The 19,195-nt window shown below is 69.3% G+C and carries 17 protein-coding genes; 11 read left to right on the forward strand and 6 right to left on the reverse strand.

The window, feature by feature from the left end:
- Positions 1-168: 168 nt before the first annotated feature.
- The 4 genes from cobN (at position 169) to FXO18_RS01415 (ending at position 6,232) form a co-directional block, all read left to right on the forward strand.
- Positions 169-3,783, forward strand: coding sequence for a cobaltochelatase subunit CobN (gene cobN, locus FXO18_RS01400; protein WP_149359283.1), 3,615 nt, complete (start codon positions 169-171; stop codon positions 3,781-3,783).
- Positions 3,776-4,630, forward strand: a complete 855-nt coding sequence (locus FXO18_RS01405) for a shikimate 5-dehydrogenase (protein WP_149359284.1) — start codon at positions 3,776-3,778, stop codon at positions 4,628-4,630. Before cobN ends, FXO18_RS01405 begins: the two co-directional genes overlap by 8 nt.
- A 127-nt stretch (positions 4,631-4,757) precedes the next feature.
- Positions 4,758-5,834 (forward strand): ABC transporter ATP-binding protein, encoded by a 1,077-nt coding sequence (locus FXO18_RS01410; protein WP_149359285.1) that lies wholly within the window; start codon positions 4,758-4,760, stop codon positions 5,832-5,834.
- A gap of 17 nt (positions 5,835-5,851) precedes the next feature.
- Entirely contained in the window at positions 5,852-6,232 is a 381-nt protein-coding gene (locus FXO18_RS01415; protein ID WP_149359286.1) for a PPOX class F420-dependent oxidoreductase, read from the forward strand.
- A gap of 17 nt (positions 6,233-6,249) precedes the next feature.
- Here the strand turns inward: FXO18_RS01415 and FXO18_RS01420 are convergent, their stop codons facing one another.
- From FXO18_RS01420 to FXO18_RS01435, 4 genes are all read right to left on the reverse strand, one after another.
- Positions 6,250-6,429 carry a hypothetical protein gene (locus FXO18_RS01420; RefSeq protein WP_149359287.1) on the reverse strand — a complete coding sequence of 60 codons (180 nt, stop codon included), beginning with the start codon at positions 6,427-6,429 and terminating at the stop codon, positions 6,250-6,252.
- Positions 6,430-6,673: 244 nt separating this feature from the next.
- A complete protein-coding gene (locus FXO18_RS01425; RefSeq protein WP_149359288.1) occupies positions 6,674-8,050 on the reverse strand; it encodes a metallopeptidase TldD-related protein in 1,377 nt (458 codons plus the stop codon).
- Complete coding sequence (locus FXO18_RS01430; RefSeq protein WP_149359289.1) at positions 8,047-9,564, reverse strand: TldD/PmbA family protein; 1,518 nt, start codon at positions 9,562-9,564, stop codon at positions 8,047-8,049. Before FXO18_RS01430 ends, FXO18_RS01425 begins: the two co-directional genes overlap by 4 nt.
- Positions 9,565-9,734: 170 nt before the next feature.
- Positions 9,735-10,064 (reverse strand): hypothetical protein, encoded by a 330-nt coding sequence (locus tag FXO18_RS01435; RefSeq protein WP_149359290.1) that lies wholly within the window; start codon positions 10,062-10,064, stop codon positions 9,735-9,737.
- A gap of 49 nt (positions 10,065-10,113) precedes the next feature.
- Here FXO18_RS01435 and FXO18_RS01440 point away from each other — a divergent pair, with 49 nt between their 5' ends.
- From FXO18_RS01440 to FXO18_RS01465, 6 genes are all read left to right on the forward strand, one after another.
- On the forward strand, positions 10,114-11,271 hold the full coding sequence (locus FXO18_RS01440) for a sensor histidine kinase (RefSeq protein WP_235900378.1): 1,158 nt from the start codon (positions 10,114-10,116) through the stop codon (positions 11,269-11,271).
- A gap of 24 nt (positions 11,272-11,295) precedes the next feature.
- Positions 11,296-11,955, forward strand: coding sequence for a response regulator (locus FXO18_RS01445; RefSeq protein ID WP_149359292.1), 660 nt, complete (start codon positions 11,296-11,298; stop codon positions 11,953-11,955).
- 93 nt (positions 11,956-12,048) lie between these two features.
- Positions 12,049-12,633, forward strand: coding sequence for an FxsA family protein (locus tag FXO18_RS01450; RefSeq protein ID WP_149359293.1), 585 nt, complete (start codon positions 12,049-12,051; stop codon positions 12,631-12,633).
- Positions 12,630-14,240 (forward strand): amidohydrolase, encoded by a 1,611-nt coding sequence (locus FXO18_RS01455; protein WP_235900379.1) that lies wholly within the window; start codon positions 12,630-12,632, stop codon positions 14,238-14,240. Before FXO18_RS01450 ends, FXO18_RS01455 begins: the two co-directional genes overlap by 4 nt.
- Positions 14,241-14,296: 56 nt before the next feature.
- The gene (gene lnt / locus FXO18_RS01460; protein WP_149360039.1) at positions 14,297-15,838 is read left to right on the forward strand and encodes an apolipoprotein N-acyltransferase; all 1,542 of its coding nucleotides are present in this window, start codon (positions 14,297-14,299) and stop codon (positions 15,836-15,838) included.
- A gap of 118 nt (positions 15,839-15,956) precedes the next feature.
- Entirely contained in the window at positions 15,957-16,742 is a 786-nt protein-coding gene (locus FXO18_RS01465; RefSeq protein WP_149359294.1) for a polyprenol monophosphomannose synthase, read from the forward strand.
- 85 nt (positions 16,743-16,827) lie between these two features.
- Here the strand turns inward: FXO18_RS01465 and FXO18_RS01470 are convergent, their stop codons facing one another.
- The gene (locus FXO18_RS01470; RefSeq protein WP_149359295.1) at positions 16,828-17,172 is read right to left on the reverse strand and encodes an RNA polymerase-binding protein RbpA; all 345 of its coding nucleotides are present in this window, start codon (positions 17,170-17,172) and stop codon (positions 16,828-16,830) included.
- A 225-nt stretch (positions 17,173-17,397) separates the two neighbouring features.
- Here FXO18_RS01470 and FXO18_RS01475 point away from each other — a divergent pair, with 225 nt between their 5' ends.
- Positions 17,398-17,730 carry a hypothetical protein gene (locus FXO18_RS01475; RefSeq protein WP_149359296.1) on the forward strand — a complete coding sequence of 111 codons (333 nt, stop codon included), beginning with the start codon at positions 17,398-17,400 and terminating at the stop codon, positions 17,728-17,730.
- Positions 17,731-17,739: 9 nt separating this feature from the next.
- Here the strand turns inward: FXO18_RS01475 and FXO18_RS01480 are convergent, their stop codons facing one another.
- The gene (locus tag FXO18_RS01480) at positions 17,740-19,074 is read right to left on the reverse strand and encodes a lysine N(6)-hydroxylase/L-ornithine N(5)-oxygenase family protein (protein WP_149359297.1); all 1,335 of its coding nucleotides are present in this window, start codon (positions 19,072-19,074) and stop codon (positions 17,740-17,742) included.
- Positions 19,075-19,195 lie beyond the last annotated feature (121 nt).

Raw genomic sequence — 19,195 nt, forward strand, 5'->3', positions numbered from 1 at the left:
GGTGCTGGCCGTCGGGGATTCGGCCGCCGTGCTGCTGGGCGTGTCGTTGCTGCTGCTCACGGCTTCGAACCTAGCGTGCCGGCCGCGGGCCGTCACTTCGTCGGATCTTCGGGGTAGCATGCGTGGCGTCCATCGGCATTGGTGGATCCGTCTTGCGGAAGGGCTCGCGTGATACTGCTGCTATCGACCTCGGACACCGACCTGCTGTCGGCTCGCGCGAGCGGATCCGGGTTCAGGCTAGCGAACCCCGCGCGGCTCGACCTGGCGGAGGTGCCGGGCCTGCTGGAGGGCGCTGACCTCGTGGTGCTGCGCATCCTGGGCGGCAAGCGCGCGTGGGAGGACGGCATCGACGCGGTGCTCGCGTCGGGATTGCCTGTCGTGGTGGTCAGCGGCGAGATCGCGCCGGACGCGGAGCTGATGGAGCTATCCACGGTGGCGGCCGGAGTGGCTGCCCAGGCGCACAACTATCTCGCGCAGGGCGGCCCGGCGAACCTGGAGCAACTGCACAATTTCCTTTCCGACACGGTGCTGCTGACCGGCCTGGGCTTCGAGGATCCGCAGGCCTTGCCGGACTGGGGCTACCTCGAGCGCAATCCGGCGGAGCTGCCCGCGGACGTGCCGACGGTGACGGTGCTGTACTACCGGGCACAGCATCTCGCGGGCAACACCGGCTATGTGCATGCGCTGTGCGATGCGATCGAGGCCGCGGGCGCGCATGCGGTGCCGATCTATTGCGCATCGCTGCGCGCGGCGTCCCCGGCGCTGCTCGATGCGCTCGGGCAGTCCGATGCGATGGTGGTGACGGTGCTCGCGGCCGGGGGCACCAAGCCAGCGTCGGCGGGGGCCGGTGGTGATGACGAGTCGTGGGATGTCACCGAGCTTGCCGCGCTGGACATCCCGATCCTGCAGGGGCTGTGCCTGACGTCGCCGCGGGCGCAGTGGGAGGCCAGCGATGATGGCCTGACACCGCTGGATGTGGCCACGCAGGTGGCGGTGCCGGAGTTCGACGGCCGGATCATCACGGTTCCGTTCTCCTTCAAGGAGATCGACGACGAGGGCTTGTCGACGTATGTGCCCGATCCCGAGCGGGCCGCCCGGGTGGCGGGCATCGCGGTCAATCATGCGAGGCTGGGTCGCATCAGCCCGTATCGCAAGCGTGTTGTGCTGATGCTGTCGGCGTACCCGACCAAGCATGCGCGGATCGGCAACGCGGTGGGCCTCGATACGCCCGCTAGCGCGATCGCGCTGATGCAGGCGATGCGCGAGGCCGGCTATGACCTGGGGCCCGAGCAGGGTGCCGAGGCCATTCCCGGCCTGGCCCAGCGTGATGGCGACGCTTTCATTCATGCCCTGATCGCGGCGGGCGGGCAGGATCCGGACTGGCTGACCGAGGAGCAGCTCGGCGCGAGGCCGGTGCGACTGTCGGCGAAGAAGTACCGCAAGTGGTTCTCGACGCTGCCCGCGACGCTGCGCGAGGCCGTCGAGGAGCATTGGGGCCCAGCCCCGGGCGAGCTGTTCGTCGACCGCTCGCAGGATCCGAAGGGCGAGATCGTCATCGCGGCGATGCGCTTCGGCAACCTCGTCATCATGGTGCAGCCACCACGTGGCTTCGGGGCGAACCCGGTGGCGATCTACCACGATCCTGACCTGCCGCCGAGCCACCACTATCTCGCTGCCTACCACTGGCTCGCCGCGAGCGAGGACAACGGCGGGTTCGGCGCGCACGCGCTGATCCACCTCGGCAAGCACGGAAACCTCGAGTGGCTGCCCGGCAAGACCCTCGGGCTCTCCGCGGAGTGCGCCACCGACGCTGCTATCGGCGACCTGCCGGTGATCTATCCGTTCCTCGTCAACGATCCCGGCGAGGGCACCCAGGCCAAGCGGCGCATCCACGCCACGCTTGTTGACCACCTCATCCCGCCGATGGCCCGCGCCGAGACCTACGGCGACATCCAGCGGCTCGAGCAGCTCCTCGACGAGCACTCGAACATCTCCGCGCTCGACCCGGCCAAGCTGCCCGCGATCCGCCAGCAGATCTGGACGCTGATGCAGGCCGCCCGCATGGACAGCGACCTCGGGCTCGAGCAGCGCCCCGATGACACCGAGTTCGACGACATGCTCATGCACGTCGACGGCTGGCTCTGCGAGATCAAGGACGTGCAGATCCGCGACGGCCTGCACATCCTCGGGCGGCGGCCTCGCGGCGACGAGGAGGTCGATCTCGTCCTCGCGATGCTGCGGGCCCGGCAGATGTGGGGCGGCGAGCAGTCCGTTCCGGGCCTGCGCGAGGCCCTGGGCCTGAGCGAGGACGGCGACGAGGCGCGCGTCCGTGTCGATGAGATCGAGCAGCAGGCCCGCGAGATGCTGCGCGAGCTCGCCGAGCGCAAGTGGAAGCCCAAGCACATCGGCAGGCTCACCGACGACAAGACCGTGGCGCGGATCCTCGAGTTCGCGTGCGAGGAGATCGTGCCGCGGCTGCGCGAGACCCGCGAGGAGATCCCCCGCATCCTCCACGCCCTCGCCGGTGGCTTCATCCCCGCCGGGCCGAGCGGCTCCCCGCTGCGCGGGCTGATCAACGTGCTGCCCACCGGGCGCAACTTCTACTCCGTCGACCCGAAGGCCATCCCGTCGCAGCTCGCGTGGGAGACCGGGCAGGCCATGGCCGACTCGCTGCTCGCCCGCTACCGGGCCGATCACGGCGAGTGGCCGCGCAACGTGGGCATCTCTGTGTGGGGCACGTCCGCGATGCGCACCTCCGGCGACGACATCGCCGAGGTGTTCGCGCTCCTCGGGGTGCGACCAGTGTGGGACGAGGCGTCGCGGCGCGTCCGGTCCCTCGAAGTCATCCCGCTCGAGGAGCTCGGCCGCCCGCGCATCGACGTCACCGTGCGCATCAGTGGCTTCTTCCGCGATGCGTTCCCGCATGTGCTCGCGCTCCTCGACGACGCGGTCCGCATGGTCGCCGACCTCGAGGAGCCACGCAAGAAGAACTACGTCCGCAAGCACGTGCAGGCCGACCTCGAGCGGCACGGCGACCATCGCCGCGCCACCACCCGCATCTTCGGCTCCAAGCCAGGAACCTACGGCGCGGGCCTGCTGCAGCTCATGGACGCCCGCAACTGGCGCACCGACGCCGACCTCGCCGAGGTCTACACCACCTGGGGCGGCTACGCCTACGGCCGCGGCCTCGACGGCATCCCCGCCGGGGATGACATGCGCGACGCCTACCGGCGCATCAGCGTGGCGGTGAAGAACATCGACACCCGCGAGCACGACATCGCCGACTCCGACGACTACTTCCAATACCACGGCGGCATGGTCGCCACAGTGCGCGCCCTCACCGGCACTGACCCCGAGGCCTACGTCGGGGACAGCACCCGGCCCGAGTCGGTGCGCACCCGCACCCTCAACGAGGAGACGCGGCGGGTGTTCCGGGCGCGCGTGGTCAACCCGCGCTGGATGTCGGCGATGCGCCGCCACGGCTACAAGGGTGCCTTCGAGATGGCCGCCACCGTGGATTACCTGTTCGGGCTCGACGCCACCGCCGGCGTCATGGACGACTGGATGTACGAGCAGCTGACCAGCAACTATGTGCTCGACGAGACCAACCGCGAGTTCTTCGACCAATCGAACCCGTGGGCGCTGCACGGCATCTCGGAGCGGTTGCTCGAGGCGGCGCAGCGCGGACTGTGGGCGCAGCCGGACCCGGCCACGCTCGCCGCGCTCAAGGATGCCTATCTGCGCAGCGAGGGCAACCTCGAGGGGGACAGCGCCCATGCATGAAGTCGGCGTCCATGACGCGAGCACGGTCGAGGCATTCCTGCCCACGCGTGACACCACGCTGTGCATCTCGCTCGCCGCGCGGCCGAGCAACATCGGCACCCGGTTCCACAACTTCCTGTACCGGCAGCTCGGCCTCGACTACCTGTACAAGGCATTCACCACCGAGGACATCACCGCGGCCATCGGTGGGGTGCGGGCGCTGGGCATCCGTGGCTGCAGCATCTCCATGCCGTTCAAGGAAGCCGTCATCCCGCTGCTCGACGCGATCGACGAATCGGCCGCCGCGATCGACTCGGTGAACACTATTGTCAACGACCACGGGACCCTCACCGGCTACAACACCGACTACCTCGCCGTCCGTGCGCTGCTCGCCAGCAACCGGATCCCCGCGAGCACCCCCACGTTGGTGCGGGGCAGCGGCGGCATGGCCAAGGCTGTCACCGCCGCCCTGCGCGACAGCGGCTTCACCGACGTCACCATCGTGGCCCGCAACGAGACGACTGGTTCCGCTCTCGCTGACCGGTACAGCTACCGCTGGGCCGCCACCCCGGACCAGCAGGCGGGGCTGCTCATCAACGCCACTCCCATCGGTATGGAGCACCAGCCGGGACTGCCCTTCACCGCCGAGCAGGTCGCCGCAGCACGCTGGGTGCTCGATGTGATCGCTATGCCTGCCCGCACCGAGCTGCTCGACCTCGCCGACGAGCATGGTGCCACCACCATCCCCGGAACCGAGGTCATCGCCCTGCAGGCCGCCGAGCAGTTCATCCGCTACACCGGCATCGAGCCGCCCGCCGAGCTGATCGCCGCGGCCTCCCGCTTCTCCCGCGAGGCGCCAGGCCAGTAACGCTTGGGACACCCCGCGCGGCGAAACCCCCGGCATCGCCACCAGGCTCGTCTACTGTCGTCCACGACCATTCCCCGCACTCGGATCGTCCGGCACGTTCCTGCCGGTGAAGGGAACACCACAGCGCATGGCACCGATCACCTTCGACAAGACCACCCGCATCTATCCCGGCTCCACCACCCCCGCCGTCGACCAGCTCGACCTGCACATCGAGGACGGCGAGTTCCTCGTCCTCGTCGGTCCCTCGGGATGCGGCAAGTCCACCAGCCTGCGAATGCTCGCCGGGCTCGAGGACGTCGATGGTGGCCACATTCGCATCGGCGAGAAGGATGTCACCCACCTCGACCCCAAGGACCGGGACATCGCCATGGTGTTCCAGAACTACGCGCTCTACCCGCACATGACTGTCGGCGAGAACATGGGCTTCTCCCTCAAGCTCGCCAAGACGCCCAAGGCCGAGATCCGCGAGCGCGTCGCCGCGGCCGCCGACCTGCTTGGTCTCGCCGACTTCCTCGACCGCAAGCCCAAGGCGCTCTCGGGCGGGCAGCGGCAGCGCGTCGCCATGGGTCGCGCGATTGTCCGCCAGCCGCAGGTCTTCCTGATGGACGAGCCGCTGTCGAACCTCGATGCGAAGCTGCGCGTGCAGACCCGCACCCAGATCGCCCAGCTGCAGCGGCGCCTCGGCACCACCACGGTGTATGTCACCCATGACCAGGTGGAGGCCATGACCATGGGCGACCGGGTGGCGGTGCTCGATAAGGGCGTGCTGCAGCAATGCGACAACCCGCGGGAACTCTACCGCAATCCTGCCAATGTGTTTGTTGCCGGGTTCATCGGATCGCCTGCCATGAACCTCTACACGATCCCGCTCGAGGGTGACGAGGTGCGCATCGGAGGGACCACGATCCGGCTCAGCCGGGACGCGGCCGCCACCGCGGGCACGGAAGTGGTGATCGGCATCCGGCCCGAGCACCTCACGGTCGTCGACGAGGGGCTGCGGGTCGAGGTCGATGTCGTCGAGGAGCTGGGCTCCGAGGCATTCATCTATGGGCGGGCCGAGATCGCGGGGGCGGAGCAGGACATCGTGGCCCGGGTGGACTGGCGCAATCCGCCGCGCAAGGGCGGCACGATCCACGTCGCGATCGACGCCGACCATGTCCACATGTTCGCCCCGCGCGGCGATGGCGCGCGACTGCCCCGGTAGCGGGATACGCTGTGCGCATGGCTCCGACGTTCCAGGAACTCGCTGAGGCGAAATATGTGCTGCTGAACAGCTACCGCAAGGATGGCACCACAGTGGGCACGCCCTTGTGGGTGGCTGCCGACGGCGATCGGCTGCTCGTGTGGACCGAGACCAGCTCCTACAAGGTCAAGCGGATCGGGCGGGATCCGCGCGTCACCATCGCGGTGTGTGGCGCGCGCGGCAAGCCCAGCGGGGAATCTGTCGAGGCTCATGCCGTGGTCCTCGACCAGGACGGTACCGAGCTTGCCCGCCGCCTCATCTCCGACAAGTACGGCATCCTCGGCAAGCTCCTCGTCAAGGGAAGCCTGCTGCGCCGGGGGCGGCGCGGGACGGTGGGAATCGCGCTAAAGCTCGTCTAGCGGCGCGCTCAGTGGAGCTATCTGGTTCCAGGGTGGGCACTGGCGATAGCGCCGCCGGGTTCGAGCACATGCGTGTGGGCCGGTGGCTCAGGCGGGGTGGCCTGCGTGCCGAGCGGGGTGAGCACCGCTGCGGCAAGGGCGACCACGGAGCCGGCGACGACGGCAGCATAGCGGAGCGTTGCTGCTGTAGCTGTCATGATCACCCGCCTTTCCGGATCGTTGTCGCAAGACGCCTATAAAGAAAAGTATCGGGGAAATGTGACATCCGAAAGGCCTGCCTGTAAAGGGCAATGACCGGGCAAAGCGGACGACCGGGCGCTCATGGCGGTGAACTGTTGACGGCCAACAGGTCCCGGCCACCAGCACGATGCCCCAGTGTATCCCTGTGCGCGGGATCACCCGTCCACAGAGCGGGACACCCTGCCGCGGCAAGCCGTCGCGTCAGGTCGCCTGGCTCACCGACGACATATGGAAATCAGGGACGCGCAACGGGGGCATGATCGCGCGGGTGAACCAGTCCGCCCACTCGCGCGGCAGTGTCCGCTCGCTCGCTCCCGCCTCGTTCGCGCGCTCGAGCAGGCTCACCGGGCTCTCGTTGAAGCGGAAGTTGTTGACCTCGCCGACGATCTCGCCATCCTCGATCAGGTAGACACCATCGCGGGTGAGCCCGGTGAGCAGCACTGTCGCCGGATCGACCTCCCGGATGTACCACAAGCAGGTCAGCAGCAGTCCCCGCTGGGTGGCGCGCACCATCTCCTCGATAGTTGCCTCCGACCCGCCTCGCAGCTCGAGATTGTGCGCGGCCTGCGCGGGCTGGGCATCGAAATGGGCGGCACCGGACCGGCTGTAGGGCAGCGCGGCAAGCTGACCGTTGGCTATCCAATCGATGGCTTCGATGGGCAGTCCATTGTCGAACACTGACACATCCTCGGACGACGAGGACGTCGCCACGAACGGGATCGCCGCGACGCCGGGGGAGCCCGGATCGGTGCGCAGCGACAGCGGCAGGGTTGCGATCCTCTCACCGACGCGTGTGCCGCCGCCTGGCCGGGAGAACGCTGACCGCCCCTCGCGCGCGCTGCGGCCGCTCAACGACCACAGCAGCGGGATCATCAGGTCCGCCGCAGCCGACGGAGGGAGGATCACCTCATAGCGACCCGCCGGCAGCTCCACCCGCGTCCGCGACCAGCCGAGCCGCCGATCGAGCTCGCGCAGCAACGCTGAAGCATCGACGTCGCGGAAATCCGTTGTCCCGGCACCCACCCAGGCACTGGCCACATGCGTGCCGTGGTCGCGCTTGCCGTTGATCTCGATCGACCCGGTGTGCTGCACCCAGCGGCGGCGCACGCCCCCGCTCGTCCCCAGCCACGTGGTACGCACCACGTGATGGGCGAACCCGAACAACCGGTCGGGACCATCGAACGCCGCGGAGAGGGGAGCGACGAGGCCAGCGAACACCTCGATGGAGGTCGTCGATGGAGGCTCGGCCCAGTTTCCATCCGGATCGCTCGCGCCCACCAGCGGCATCGATTCGGCGGAAGGTGCTGCCGCGCGCGCGGTCTCCTCGCTGGCCCGCACCACATCGGCGATGTCACCAGCGTCCACGCTCGCGCTATCGACCACGCCCACCGATACCCCGTTGTCGCTGGCGATGAACGACACCACCGACCACTCCCGGTACACCGACGAGCCATTAGTGGTCATCGAGCTGTTCGCCCACCGCAGCGACGCCTCGGAGACATCCGCGACGATCACCGCGACATCATCGGCCACCGAGACGGCGAGCACCTGCTCGATCAACTCCTGCGCGGCGATCATGCCTCGCCCTCCTGAAGCGTGTTGAGCACGTTGACCTGCCGGAACAACGCCGATGGGCAACCATGGCTGACCGCGGCGACCTGGCCGGGCTGGGCCTTTCCGCAGTTGAAGGCGCCCGCGAGCTGCCACGTGCCGCGCCCGCCGACCGCCTCCATCGAGCCCCAGAAATCAGTAGTAGTGGCCTGGTACGCCACATCGCGCACCTGCCCGGCGAGCTTGCCACCACGGATGCGGAAGAACCGCTGCCCGGTGAACTGGAAGTTGTAGCGCTGCATGTCGATCGACCAGGAGCGATCACCCACCACGTACAGGCCATCCTCGACCATCCCGATCAACTCCTCGGTGGTGCGGTTCACCTCTGGGTCCGGCTGCAGGGACACGTTCGGCATCCGCTGGATCGGCACGTGATGCGGCGAATCGGCATACGAGCAGCCATTGGAGCGCTCCAGGCCCAGCCGCGGCGCGAACGTGCGATCCACCTGGTAGCCGACCAGCACGCCATCGCGCACCAGGTCCCAGGATTGCCCCGCCACGCCCTCGTCATCGAACCCCACCGTCGCCAGCCCATGCTCGACCGTGCGATCCGCCGTCACATGCATGATCGGCGTGCCATAGCGCAACGAGCCCAGCTTGTCCGGAGTCGCGAACGACGTCCCCGCGTAGGCAGCCTCATAGCCGATCGCGCGGTCGTACTCCGTGGCATGCCCGATCGACTCATGGATCGTCAGCCACAGGTTCGTCGGATCGATCACCAGGTCCGTCGGCCCCGCCACCACCGACGGCGCGACGGCCTTCTCCGCTAGCCACTCGGGGATGCGGGCGAGCTCGGAATCCCAGTCCCAGCCGGTGCCTGTCACGTACTCCCACCCGCGACCCGTCGGCGGTGCCAGCGTGCGCATCGACTCGAAAGCGCCCGAACCCTCATCGACCGTCACCGCCTCCAGCTGCGGATGCACCCGCACCCGCTGCTGGGTGATCGACGACCCCGCCGAATCCGCGTAGTACACCTGCTCCTTCACCGCCAAGCAGGAGGCCGTCGCATGATCCACCCCCGGCGCGCGCAGCAATCGGTCCGAGTACGCGGCGAGCACATCGACCTGCTCGCGCACCGGCAGCTCGAACGGATCCAGTGCGTACGACGACACCCACGAGGCGTCCTTGTACACAGGCTCGGGCGCGAGCTCCACCTGCTCCCGGTTCAGCGCCCGCATCGCTCGCGCCACCGCCACCGCCTCGCGCGCCACCTGCGCCCCGATATCCGGGCTCAGCAACGCGTGCGAGGCGAACCCCCACGTGCCATCGACGATCACCCGCACCGCCAGCCCCACCGTCGAGGAATCATTCGCCGACTCCACCGCCCCATCGCGCAGCCGCAACGACCGCGACCGCAACCGATGCACCCGTACATCCGCATGCGAGGCACCCGCCTCCCGCGCCGCATCGAGCACCGCGTCGGTCAGCAAACGCGTTGGCAGGTCCAGGAAATCAGCATCGATCGAACGGGTCAGGCTCACCCCTGCGAGGCTAGCCGCAGTGTGGGTGCGCTACCAGTGGCGCGGCCGTGCGCCAGCCCCCGCGAGTGTGCGAAAAGCGACACGATTTCGCGCTGGAGCTGTCGTTTTGTGCACACTCGCGCGGCGACATCGCCGAGACGCGCAGCACCGTCACGCGGCCGAACCCCCACCTACACCGCCGCGAGCACAACCGTGCCCGTGCCCCAGATCGCGAGCGCGACGGCGAATCCGACCCAGACGGAGTTGCAGATCATGCCGCGGCGGCGCGCGATGGCCCGTGCCCAGGTGCCCGCGCCGAGGCCGATGTAGCCGATCGCGGAGGAGAGTGTGCCTAGCGTGGTCTCGCCGCCGAGCCAGCCGACGTGCCGGAGCGCCACGATCGTCCCGATCACGGCCAGAGCGATCGCCGCGAGGCCCAGGAACTTCTGCTCGGTCCGGGTGAACCGCTCCTCGGAGGGCACGGCGGGGCACGAGGCGGGGGAGAGGCGGTCGAGCTCCATGCCGTCCAGTATGGCGACCGCACGGCCCGGGCGCCTAGGCTGGCTGTCCGTGGGGCGCATTACTCGCTGGATACGGGACGAGCCGCGGTTCGCTGACGGACTGCTCGCTTTGGTGTTCGTGCTTTTCGAGGCGCTCGCCGCGCCGCGCAGCGATGATCCGGCCGTTTTCCTTGCACTTGGTGTGCTGCTGTGCGCGCCGATCGTGATGCGTCGCACCGCGCCCGCCGCGTCGGCTTTCGCGATCCTGCTGGTCTCGATCGTCTCGTCGCTGGTGCTGGCCCGGTTCGACAATGACACTGTGGGCCACCCGGCTGGATTGTTGCTGATCGTGGCGCTGTACTCACTGGTGGTGCATTCGCGCCGCTGGGTGGCGGTCCTCTACCTACTGGGGCTCGGCGCCGACACTGCGGTGAAGATCCTCGCGCTCGACTACGAGATGCCCGAGACGGTCCTCTACCTCGCGGGCTTCTACTTGCTCGCCTGGGCCATCGCTGAGGTCGTCGCGGTCCGCCACCGCCACCACGAGGAGATCGCCGCGCGCCTCGAGATCGCGGAGACGGATCGGGATCGCCGCGCCGAGGACGCTGTCGCTGCTGAGCGCACCCGCATTGCCCGCGAGCTGCATGACGTTGTCGCGCATTCGGTGAGCGTGATGATCGTGCAGGCCGAGGGGGCGTCCTATGCGGTGCGCTCCAATCCTGATGTCGCGGAGAAGGCCCTGCGCACGGTCGCGGCGACGGGGCGGGAGGCACTGACCGAGCTGCGTCGCACCCTGGCGCTGCTGCGCGACGAGACGACCACCAATGAGGTGCTTGACTATGGCACCGCTGGCCTTGCTCGCACGGCGGCGTTGATGCGCGATGCCGGGCTGCCGGTGGAGCTGGAGATCACGGGGGATGTCGATGCGCTCGCCCCCGCGCTGGGGCTGGGCATCAAGCGGATCGTGCAGGAATCGCTGACCAACGTCCTCCGCCATGCCGGGGACGGCGCCCGGGCGACGGTGGTGGTGCAGCGCGCGGCGGAGCAGGTCACCGTGTCGGTCACCGATCAGGGCGGCAACGGGATCGCCCGCCAGGGGCACGGCAGCGGCAACGGCATCGTGGGCATGCGCGAGCGCGTCGCGGTGCTGGGCGGCACGCTGTGCACCGAGGAGCTGCCCGGCGATGGGTGGCGCGTCACCGCCACGCTGCCCGTCGGTCCGGAATAGTACTGGCGGTACTAGTCTGGGCGGGTGCCGATCTCCGTGCTTCTCGTCGACGACCAGGAACTCATGCGGATGGGCCTGCGCATGATCATCGATGCCCACCCGGGCCTGACGGTGGTGTGCGAGGCCGGGGATGGCGCCGAGGCCGTGCGCCAGGCCGAGATCCACTGCCCCGACGTGGTGCTGATGGACGTGCGCATGCCGGTGATGGACGGGGTGACGGCTACGGCCCGCATCACCGAGCGCTGCGCCTCCACGCGCGTCCTGGTGATGACGACGTTCGACCTCGACGAGCATGTGCTGGGCGCGCTGAACGCGGGGGCGAGCGGGTTCCTGCTCAAGGACACGCCTCCTGACGAGCTGGTCTCGGCGATCCGTTCCGTCGCGGCCGGGGATGCTGTCGTCTCGCCGAAGGTGACCCGGCGCCTGCTCGACCGGATGCTGGCTGGCACCACGGGACCGGCCACCCCGCCGCCGGTGGTGTTCGAGCTCACCGAGCGGGAGCGAGAGGTGCTCGGGCTGATCGCGGCTGGCATGTCCAACGCCGAGATCGGCGCCACCCTGCACCTGTCCGAAGCGACGGTGAAGACGCACGTCGGGCGGGTACTCGCGAAGCTCGGCGTGCGCGACCGCGTGCAGGCGGTGGTGTTCGCCTACGAGAACGGGCTCGTCACCCCGGGGGCCTGAGCCGCCGGGCCCCTCCGTGCCTGGCATTCGCCCGCAGCGGCAGGATAGGGAACACTGGGAGGGCACGAACGCACCACTGGAAAGGGCTGACGCGTGCCACTGCTGATCCTGCTCGTCTATATCATCGTCGAGGTCGCCGCCATCGCGGGACTCGTCTCGCTGGTCGGTTTCTGGTGGACTCTCGCGATCATCCTCGGCAGCATCCTGGCTGGGTCGGTGCTGTTCGCCTCGCAGACGCGGTCCTCGATGCGGCAGGTCTCGGCCGCCATGCACGGCGAGGGCTCCCCGGCCAGCGCTCTCGCGGATACCGCCACCGTGGGCGTCGCCGGGATCCTGCTGACCATTCCCGGCATCGTCACCAGTGCCATCGGCCTGCTCATCCTGTTCCCGCCCACCCGTGTCCTGCTGCGCCCGGTGGTGCCTTACCTGTTCTTCCGCCAGCAGCGCAGGGCCGCTGAGCGGATGGGCTACACCGGGATGGGCTTCCCCGGGATGGGCGATGGCCCGGCAGGCCGGCGCCGCGGCGGCACCATCATCGACGGCGAGGTCGTCGATACCAGTACCCGCCCCACGGCCGAGGATGGCACGATCATCGAGGGCGAGATCGCCCCGCCGCCCCCGGACGGACCGGATCCGGGGGAGAAGCAGGACCCGAACGAGGAGGATCCGCGCCAGTGAGCACCCAGCTGCTCGTCGGCGGGCGCATCTATAGCCCCACCAATCCCGACGCCACGACCATGGCCGTCAGCAACGGCACCATCGTGTGGCTCGGCGAGGAACGCCCCGGCCGCGCCCTGCACCCCGACGCGGAGATCATCGACCTCGAGGGCGCGTTCGTCACCCCCGCATTCGTGGACCCGCACGTGCATGTCACCGCTGCGGGCCTGCAGCTGACCAGCCTCGATCTCCTTGGTTGCGCGAGCCGCGACGAGCTGATCGAGCGACTTCGCGCGCACGCCGCCACCCATCCGGGCGAGGTGATCTGGGCGACCGGCTGGGACGAGACCACCTGGGACTGCCAGCAGCCGCCCACCACGAACGATCTCGACGCGGCAGCACCCGGCCTCGCGGTGTACGCGGTGCGTATCGACGCTCATTCCGCGGCCGCCTCCACTGCGCTGCGCGAGGCCACCGCGGGCCTGACGGGCGCGGCAGGCTTCGCGCCGGAGGGTCCACTGACCGCCGAGGCGCACCACCTCGTGCGGCATCGCGCCAGCGAGCTGCTCAGCCCCGCGCAGCGTGCAGCTGCCCGGACCGCCGTGCTCGATCTCGCCGCCTCTCGGGGCGTGGTGTGCGTGCACGAGTGCGGTGGGCCGGATATCTCCGGCCTCGATGATTTCCTCGATCTGCTCGGCACCGAGCATGGCGTGCAGGTGCGCGGCTACTGGGGCCAGGCCGTCGCCACCGCGGCGGAGGCCACCGACCTGCTCGCCGCCACCGGCGCCCACTCCCTCGGCGGTGACTTGTTCGCCGATGGCGCCATAGGCTCGCGCACCGCGTGGCTCACCAATCCCTACGCCGAGCCCGTCGCGGGGTGCCAGCATGCCTACGGGCGCACCTACCTCGACGCCGACACGATGGCCGCCCACCTCATCGCCTGCACGGAGGCCGGCATCCAGTCCGGGTTCCACGTCATCGGCGACGCCGCTGTCACGGCCGCCATCGATGCGCTCGAGCGCGCCGAGCATCAGTGCGGCGTGCGCGCCGTCGCCGCCTGCGGCCACCGCCTCGAGCACGTGGAGATGATCACCCGCGAGCAGGCCGGCGTGCTGGCCCGCCTCGGCGTGATCGCGAGCATGCAACCGGTGTTCGACGCCCTGTGGGGCGGCCCGGACGGCATGTACGCGCAGCGCCTCGGTGCTGATCGTGCCGCGACCTTGAACCCGTTCGCGATGCTCGCCGCCACCGGGGTCTCCCTCGCGTTCGGCTCCGACAGCCCCGTCACGCCGATCGATCCGTGGCCGATGATCCGTGCCGCGGTGCATCACCGCACCCCGGGCAGCGGCATCTCGCCGCGGGCGGCGTTCTCCGCGGCCACGCGGGGCGCCTGGCGCGCCGGAGGTGTCCGTGACGGCATCGCGGGCACGCTCGTTCCGGGCGCGCCCGCCTCGTACGCGGTGTGGGAGGCGGGCGAGCTGGTCATCTCCGCGCCGAGCAACGCGGTGCAGCGCTGGTCCACCGATCCCCGGTCGCGCGTGCCACCGCTGCCGGACCTCGAGGCGCCGCTGCCGGTGTGCCTGCGCACGGTCCGTGACGGCGTCACGATCTACGAGCGCGGCCAGTGAGCGTTGGCACGGCACCGGTGATCGACCGTCCCGTGGTGGCCCGCCAGGCTGCCCGGATGGCGCTCTCGGTGCTCGCGGGCGTCCTGCTGTACCTGAGCTTCCCGCCGAGCCCGCACTGGTATGCCGCACCCCTAGGAATCGCGCTGCTCGTCGGCGTGCTCACCGGCTGGGCGGGCCGCCCGATCAGCGCGCGCGCCGGTTTCGGGCACGGCTTCCTCGCCGGGGCGGGCTTCTTCATCCCGCTGCTGCCGTGGGTGGGCATGTATGTCGGCGCCGTGCCGTGGCTGGCCCTGGCGCTGGTGTGCGCGCTGTACATGGGGCTGTTCGGCGCGGGCACGGTGGTGGCGTGGCGGTTGCCCCGGTACGCGGCGGTAGCGGTGATCCCGCTGTGGTGGGCGGCGACCGAATGGCTGCGCTCGATCTTCCCGTTCGGCGGTTTCCCCTGGGGCAGGCTTGCTTTCGGGCAATCGGGATCTCCCTTGCTGCCGATCGCCGCTCTCGGGGGTGCCCCGCTGCTCAGCACGGTCGTCGCGCTGCTCGGCGTGGCGGTACTGCTGCTCGGGGCGGCTATCGCGCGCCGCGACATCCAGGACGGCGCAGCAACAGCGGTGAGCCTCGCGCTCGTGACCGGCACGGCCGCCGCGATGACACCCATGGTCTCGCCCGCTCCTGAGGGGGCTCCGACGCTGACGATCGCGGCGGTGCAGGGCAACGTGCCACGCCTGGGCCTGGAGTTCAACGCGCAGCGCCGCGCCGTGCTGGCCAACCACGTCGATGTCACCCTGGAGCTCGCGGCGGCGGTGGAGCGGGGGGAGCAGCCCCGTCCCGATCTCGTCATCTGGCCGGAGAACTCCTCGGATGTGGACCCGCTGCGCGACGCGGAGGCATCAAGCCTCATCACGGGCGCCGCCCGGCGCATTGGTGCTCCCATCGTGGTGGGCGCAGTGCTCTACAACGGGGATGGCACGTTCACCAACAGTGTCATGGCGTGGGACCCGGTCGCGGGCCCGGTGGACCGGCATGACAAGGCGATCATCCAGCCGTTCGGCGAGTACATGCCTATGCGTGGCTTCTTCCGGTTGTTCTCCGACTACGTCGACCTTGCTGGCAATTTCGTGCCCGGAGACAGTGACTGGGTCATCGAGGCCGGGGGAGTTCCGCTGGGCATCGCCACCTGCTACGAGGTGGCCTTCGACCGTGCTTTCGCCACCGCGGTGCGCTCGGGGGCGCAGATCCTTGCCGTACCGACGAACAACGCGACGTTCACCACGCCCGATGAGCCCGACATGACCTACCAGCAGCTCGCCATGTCGCGGGTGCGGGCCGTCGAGCATGGTCGCGCGGTGGTCGTCGCCGCCACCAGTGGCGTAAGCGCACTGGTGCTTCCCGACGGATCAGTGATCGCCGAGTCCGGGATCTTCGAGCGCGACGTGCTCGTCGCGGAGATGCCGCTGCGCACGGAGCTGACAGTGGCGACCAGGCTGGGCGCGTGGCCCGAGCGGGGACTCGTCGCCGCTGCGGTCATCGCGCTGCTCGTCGCGCTTGCCCGCGGCCGGGAGCGGTCGGGCCCGGACACGGAGATCGCGGCATCCACGTGATGCGTACGCGCTAGGCGGCGTGGCGTTTTGGCCCAGCCGGTCACGGACAGGACCCTTACGGGATAGATTCAGCGGGGAACATTTTGACGCAAGCACCATGGCGGCAGGAAGGACGACAATGACGCCGGGCACATCCGGGGACAGCCCCGACACGAGGCCAAGCGCGCGCACGCTGGTGATCATCCCCACCTACAACGAGCGCGACAACCTCGGCATCATCATCGAGCGGCTGCACAATTCGCTTCCGCACGTGCACGCGCTCATCGTTGATGACGGCAGCCCCGACGGCACGGGCCAGCTCGCCGACGAGCTCGCTGCCGCCGACGAGCAGGGCCGCATCCACGTGATGCACCGCACCGAGAAGAACGGTCTCGGTGCCGCCTATATCGCTGGATTCGCCTGGGGACTCGACCGTGACTACGACGTGCTCGTCGAGATGGACGCCGATGGCAGCCACGCGCCCGAGCAGCTGCATCGCCTGCTCGATCAGATCGACGGCGGCTACGACCTCGTGCTCGGCTCCCGCTACGTGCCCGGCGGCACCGTGGTCAACTGGCCGAAGCGCCGCGAGTGGCTCTCGCGCGGCGGCAATATCTACTCCCGCCTCGCGCTCAAGGCACCGCTGAAGGACATCACCGGCGGCTATCGCGCCTTCCGGCGCAAGGTCCTCGAGACCCTCAGCCTCGACGCCGTGGAGTCGCATGGCTATTGCTTCCAGGTCGACCTCGCATGGCGGACCATCCAGGCCGGGTTCAATGTCACCGAGGTACCGATCACTTTCACCGAGCGCGAGCGCGGCGAGTCGAAGATGAGCGGCAACATTGTCCGCGAGGCGCTGATGAAGGTGACCCAGTGGGGCATCCGCTACCGGATCGAGAAGCTCAAGGGGCTGCGCAAGTCCTGATCGCCCCATAAGCGCGCGCCGCGAATGCGACAGCGCCCCCTGCCGGATGCATTCCGGTTGGGGGCGCTGTCGTTGTGCCGCTGGATCAGGTGGTGATGCCGCGGCGGCGCTTCTTGAGCAGATCGAGACGCTCCTGGAGCAACTCCTCGAGCTCCTTCTCGCTGCGGCGCTCGAGCAGCATGTCCCAGTGGGTGCGCGGCGGCTTGACCTTCTTGGCCTCGGCCGCGGTGCCCTCCATCAGCTCGCCCTCTTCGCCGTTCTTGCAGATCCACACTCCTGGGATCTCTGCCTCGTCGGCGAACGGGATGTCGAACTCCTCGCCACTGGGCGTGCGGTAGCGGGCGTAGCGGCGTGGGGCGAGGTCGTGGTCCCGGTCCGTCTCGTAGCTCACCGCGCCGAGGCGGCTTCCTCGAAGTACGCGATCTGCCATGGCAATACCCTCTCATCGTCGGACACGAAAGCCGGTGGTCCGGTGGGCCCGCGCGTCGAAGCGCGGACCGTTCATAATGCTCAACGCCGTGGGCGGCGCAAACGTTCCCGCGGCCCGGTCGCAATATCCTACTCCCTGGCCGGTGCTGGCGTTCGGCCGCCGGTGGAGCCGCCGTGCCGGCGCGGGACTGCCGGTACGGTCCGGTTGCCGCTAGTGTGTGCTCTCGTGGCAGCAGCAACGCGGCGACCGCACCCGTGCGCGTGGTGCGGCAGGGAAGTCATCGACACAGGCATGGGGCGCCGGCGCCAGTACTGCCGGCAGTCCTGCCGGCAGCGCGCGTACGAGCATCGCAGCAGCCTGCGCGGCACCAGCATCCCGGAGAACGCGGTCGTGCTGACCCCGGAGGAGGCCGCGGCGCTCGCGGACCGGGCTTTCGCCGTGCGGTGCGCCGCGGAGGATGTTGCTACCGCGCTCGACGAGGATGCGCCCCGGGGCGAGCTGCGCCAGCTCGTGGCCCAGCTCACCGATCTCGCGCGCGACGCCGAGCGCCTGCGCTAGCTGTGGTTCTCAGGCGGTCGCGCGCGCGGCGGCCTGCTGCATCCAGCTAGGCACGGTCACCGCGCGGTTGCGGATGATCGAGCGCAGGATGTCGCCGCTGCGCACCGCGACGTTCGACAGCAACGACGAGGTGAGCCCGTGGCTGTGCTCCACGCCGCCCTGGAAGTAGATCCCGGCCTGGATGGCCGGAGAGGTGACGGCGCGGTAGTCGCGGGAGATCTGCCGATCGCGGGGCTCGGCGGGCACGAGGTCGCCGAGGATCGGGGCGAGCGGCGCGGGGGCGAAACCGGTCGCGAGGATCACCGCATCGCAGGCTAGTTGCTCGTCCTCGCCGGTGAGCTCGGAGCGGATCTGGACGTTGATGCCGGTGGCGTGCTCGGTCGCGCTGGTGACGTGGCAGCCGCGACGCATGAACAGCCTGCGGGGCCCGCGCACGCGCTCCTGGTACTCGGCGGCGTAGAGCTTGTTGATCAGCTCGAGATCGACGACGGCGTAGTTGGTGCTGCGGTGGATGTCGAGCAGTCGCTGGCGTGCCTCGGCCGGGGCCCCATGGAACTCGTCGACCGCGCTGGGATCAAAGATCCGGTTGGCGTAGGGGGAGTCGTCGGCGGGGCTGTACCCGAAGCGGGAGAACACGTTGTGGATCTCGGCGCCGGGGTAGTTGGCGTGGAGGAAGTCGACGATCTCTGCGGCGCTCTGGCCCGCGCCGATCACCGCGAACCGCTGGTTGGTGGGCTCGGGCATGGTGGCGAGGTGCTGGAGGAAGCGATGGTTGTGGAAGCAGCGGGAGGAGGCGGTGGCCCACTCGGGGTGCTTCTCGCGCAGGCCGACCGCCAGGACGACGTTGCGGGCGCGGAACGACTCCCCGGCGCTGGTGGTCACGATGAAGCGGCGCGTGATGCCGTCAGCGTCGGGCTCGGGCAGCACGCTGGTGACGGTGGTGGAGTAGCGGACGTCGGCGGAGACGTTGCTCGCGGCCCACTCGAGGTAGTCGTGGAACTCGTGGCGGGTGGGGAAGAACGTCTGGTGGTTGACGAAATCTACGAGGCGGCCCTGGGCGTGCAGGTAGGACAGGAAGGTGTAGGGGCTGCGCGGGTTGCGGAAGGTGACGAGATCCTTCGGGAAGGCGATCTGCATGGTCGTGCCATCGAGCAGCATTCCGCGGTGCCAGCCGAAGCGGTCCTGCTTCTCGAGGAACACAGCGGAGAGAGGCGTGGACTCGGCGTCAGCGTTGTGCTCCTCCAGCGCGATGGCGAGCGCGAGGTTGGATGGGCCGAACCCGATGCCGATGACGTCGTGGACGTGGTCCGCCTCGTGGCCGCTGGTGCTCGCCGACGCTGTCATGTTCTCCCCGTTCCGAAGTGGCGTTCAATGCGGTCGTGGTAAGGGGTACCTCACCGACTCGATTACTTTAGCTGAGGCTCGCCTTATTAGGAAAGGCGGGGATTGGCTAGCTTGGCCTAGC

This window comes from Lolliginicoccus suaedae, from assembly GCF_008312885.1.
GTDB classification, from domain to species: domain Bacteria; phylum Actinomycetota; class Actinomycetes; order Mycobacteriales; family Mycobacteriaceae; genus Lolliginicoccus; species Lolliginicoccus suaedae.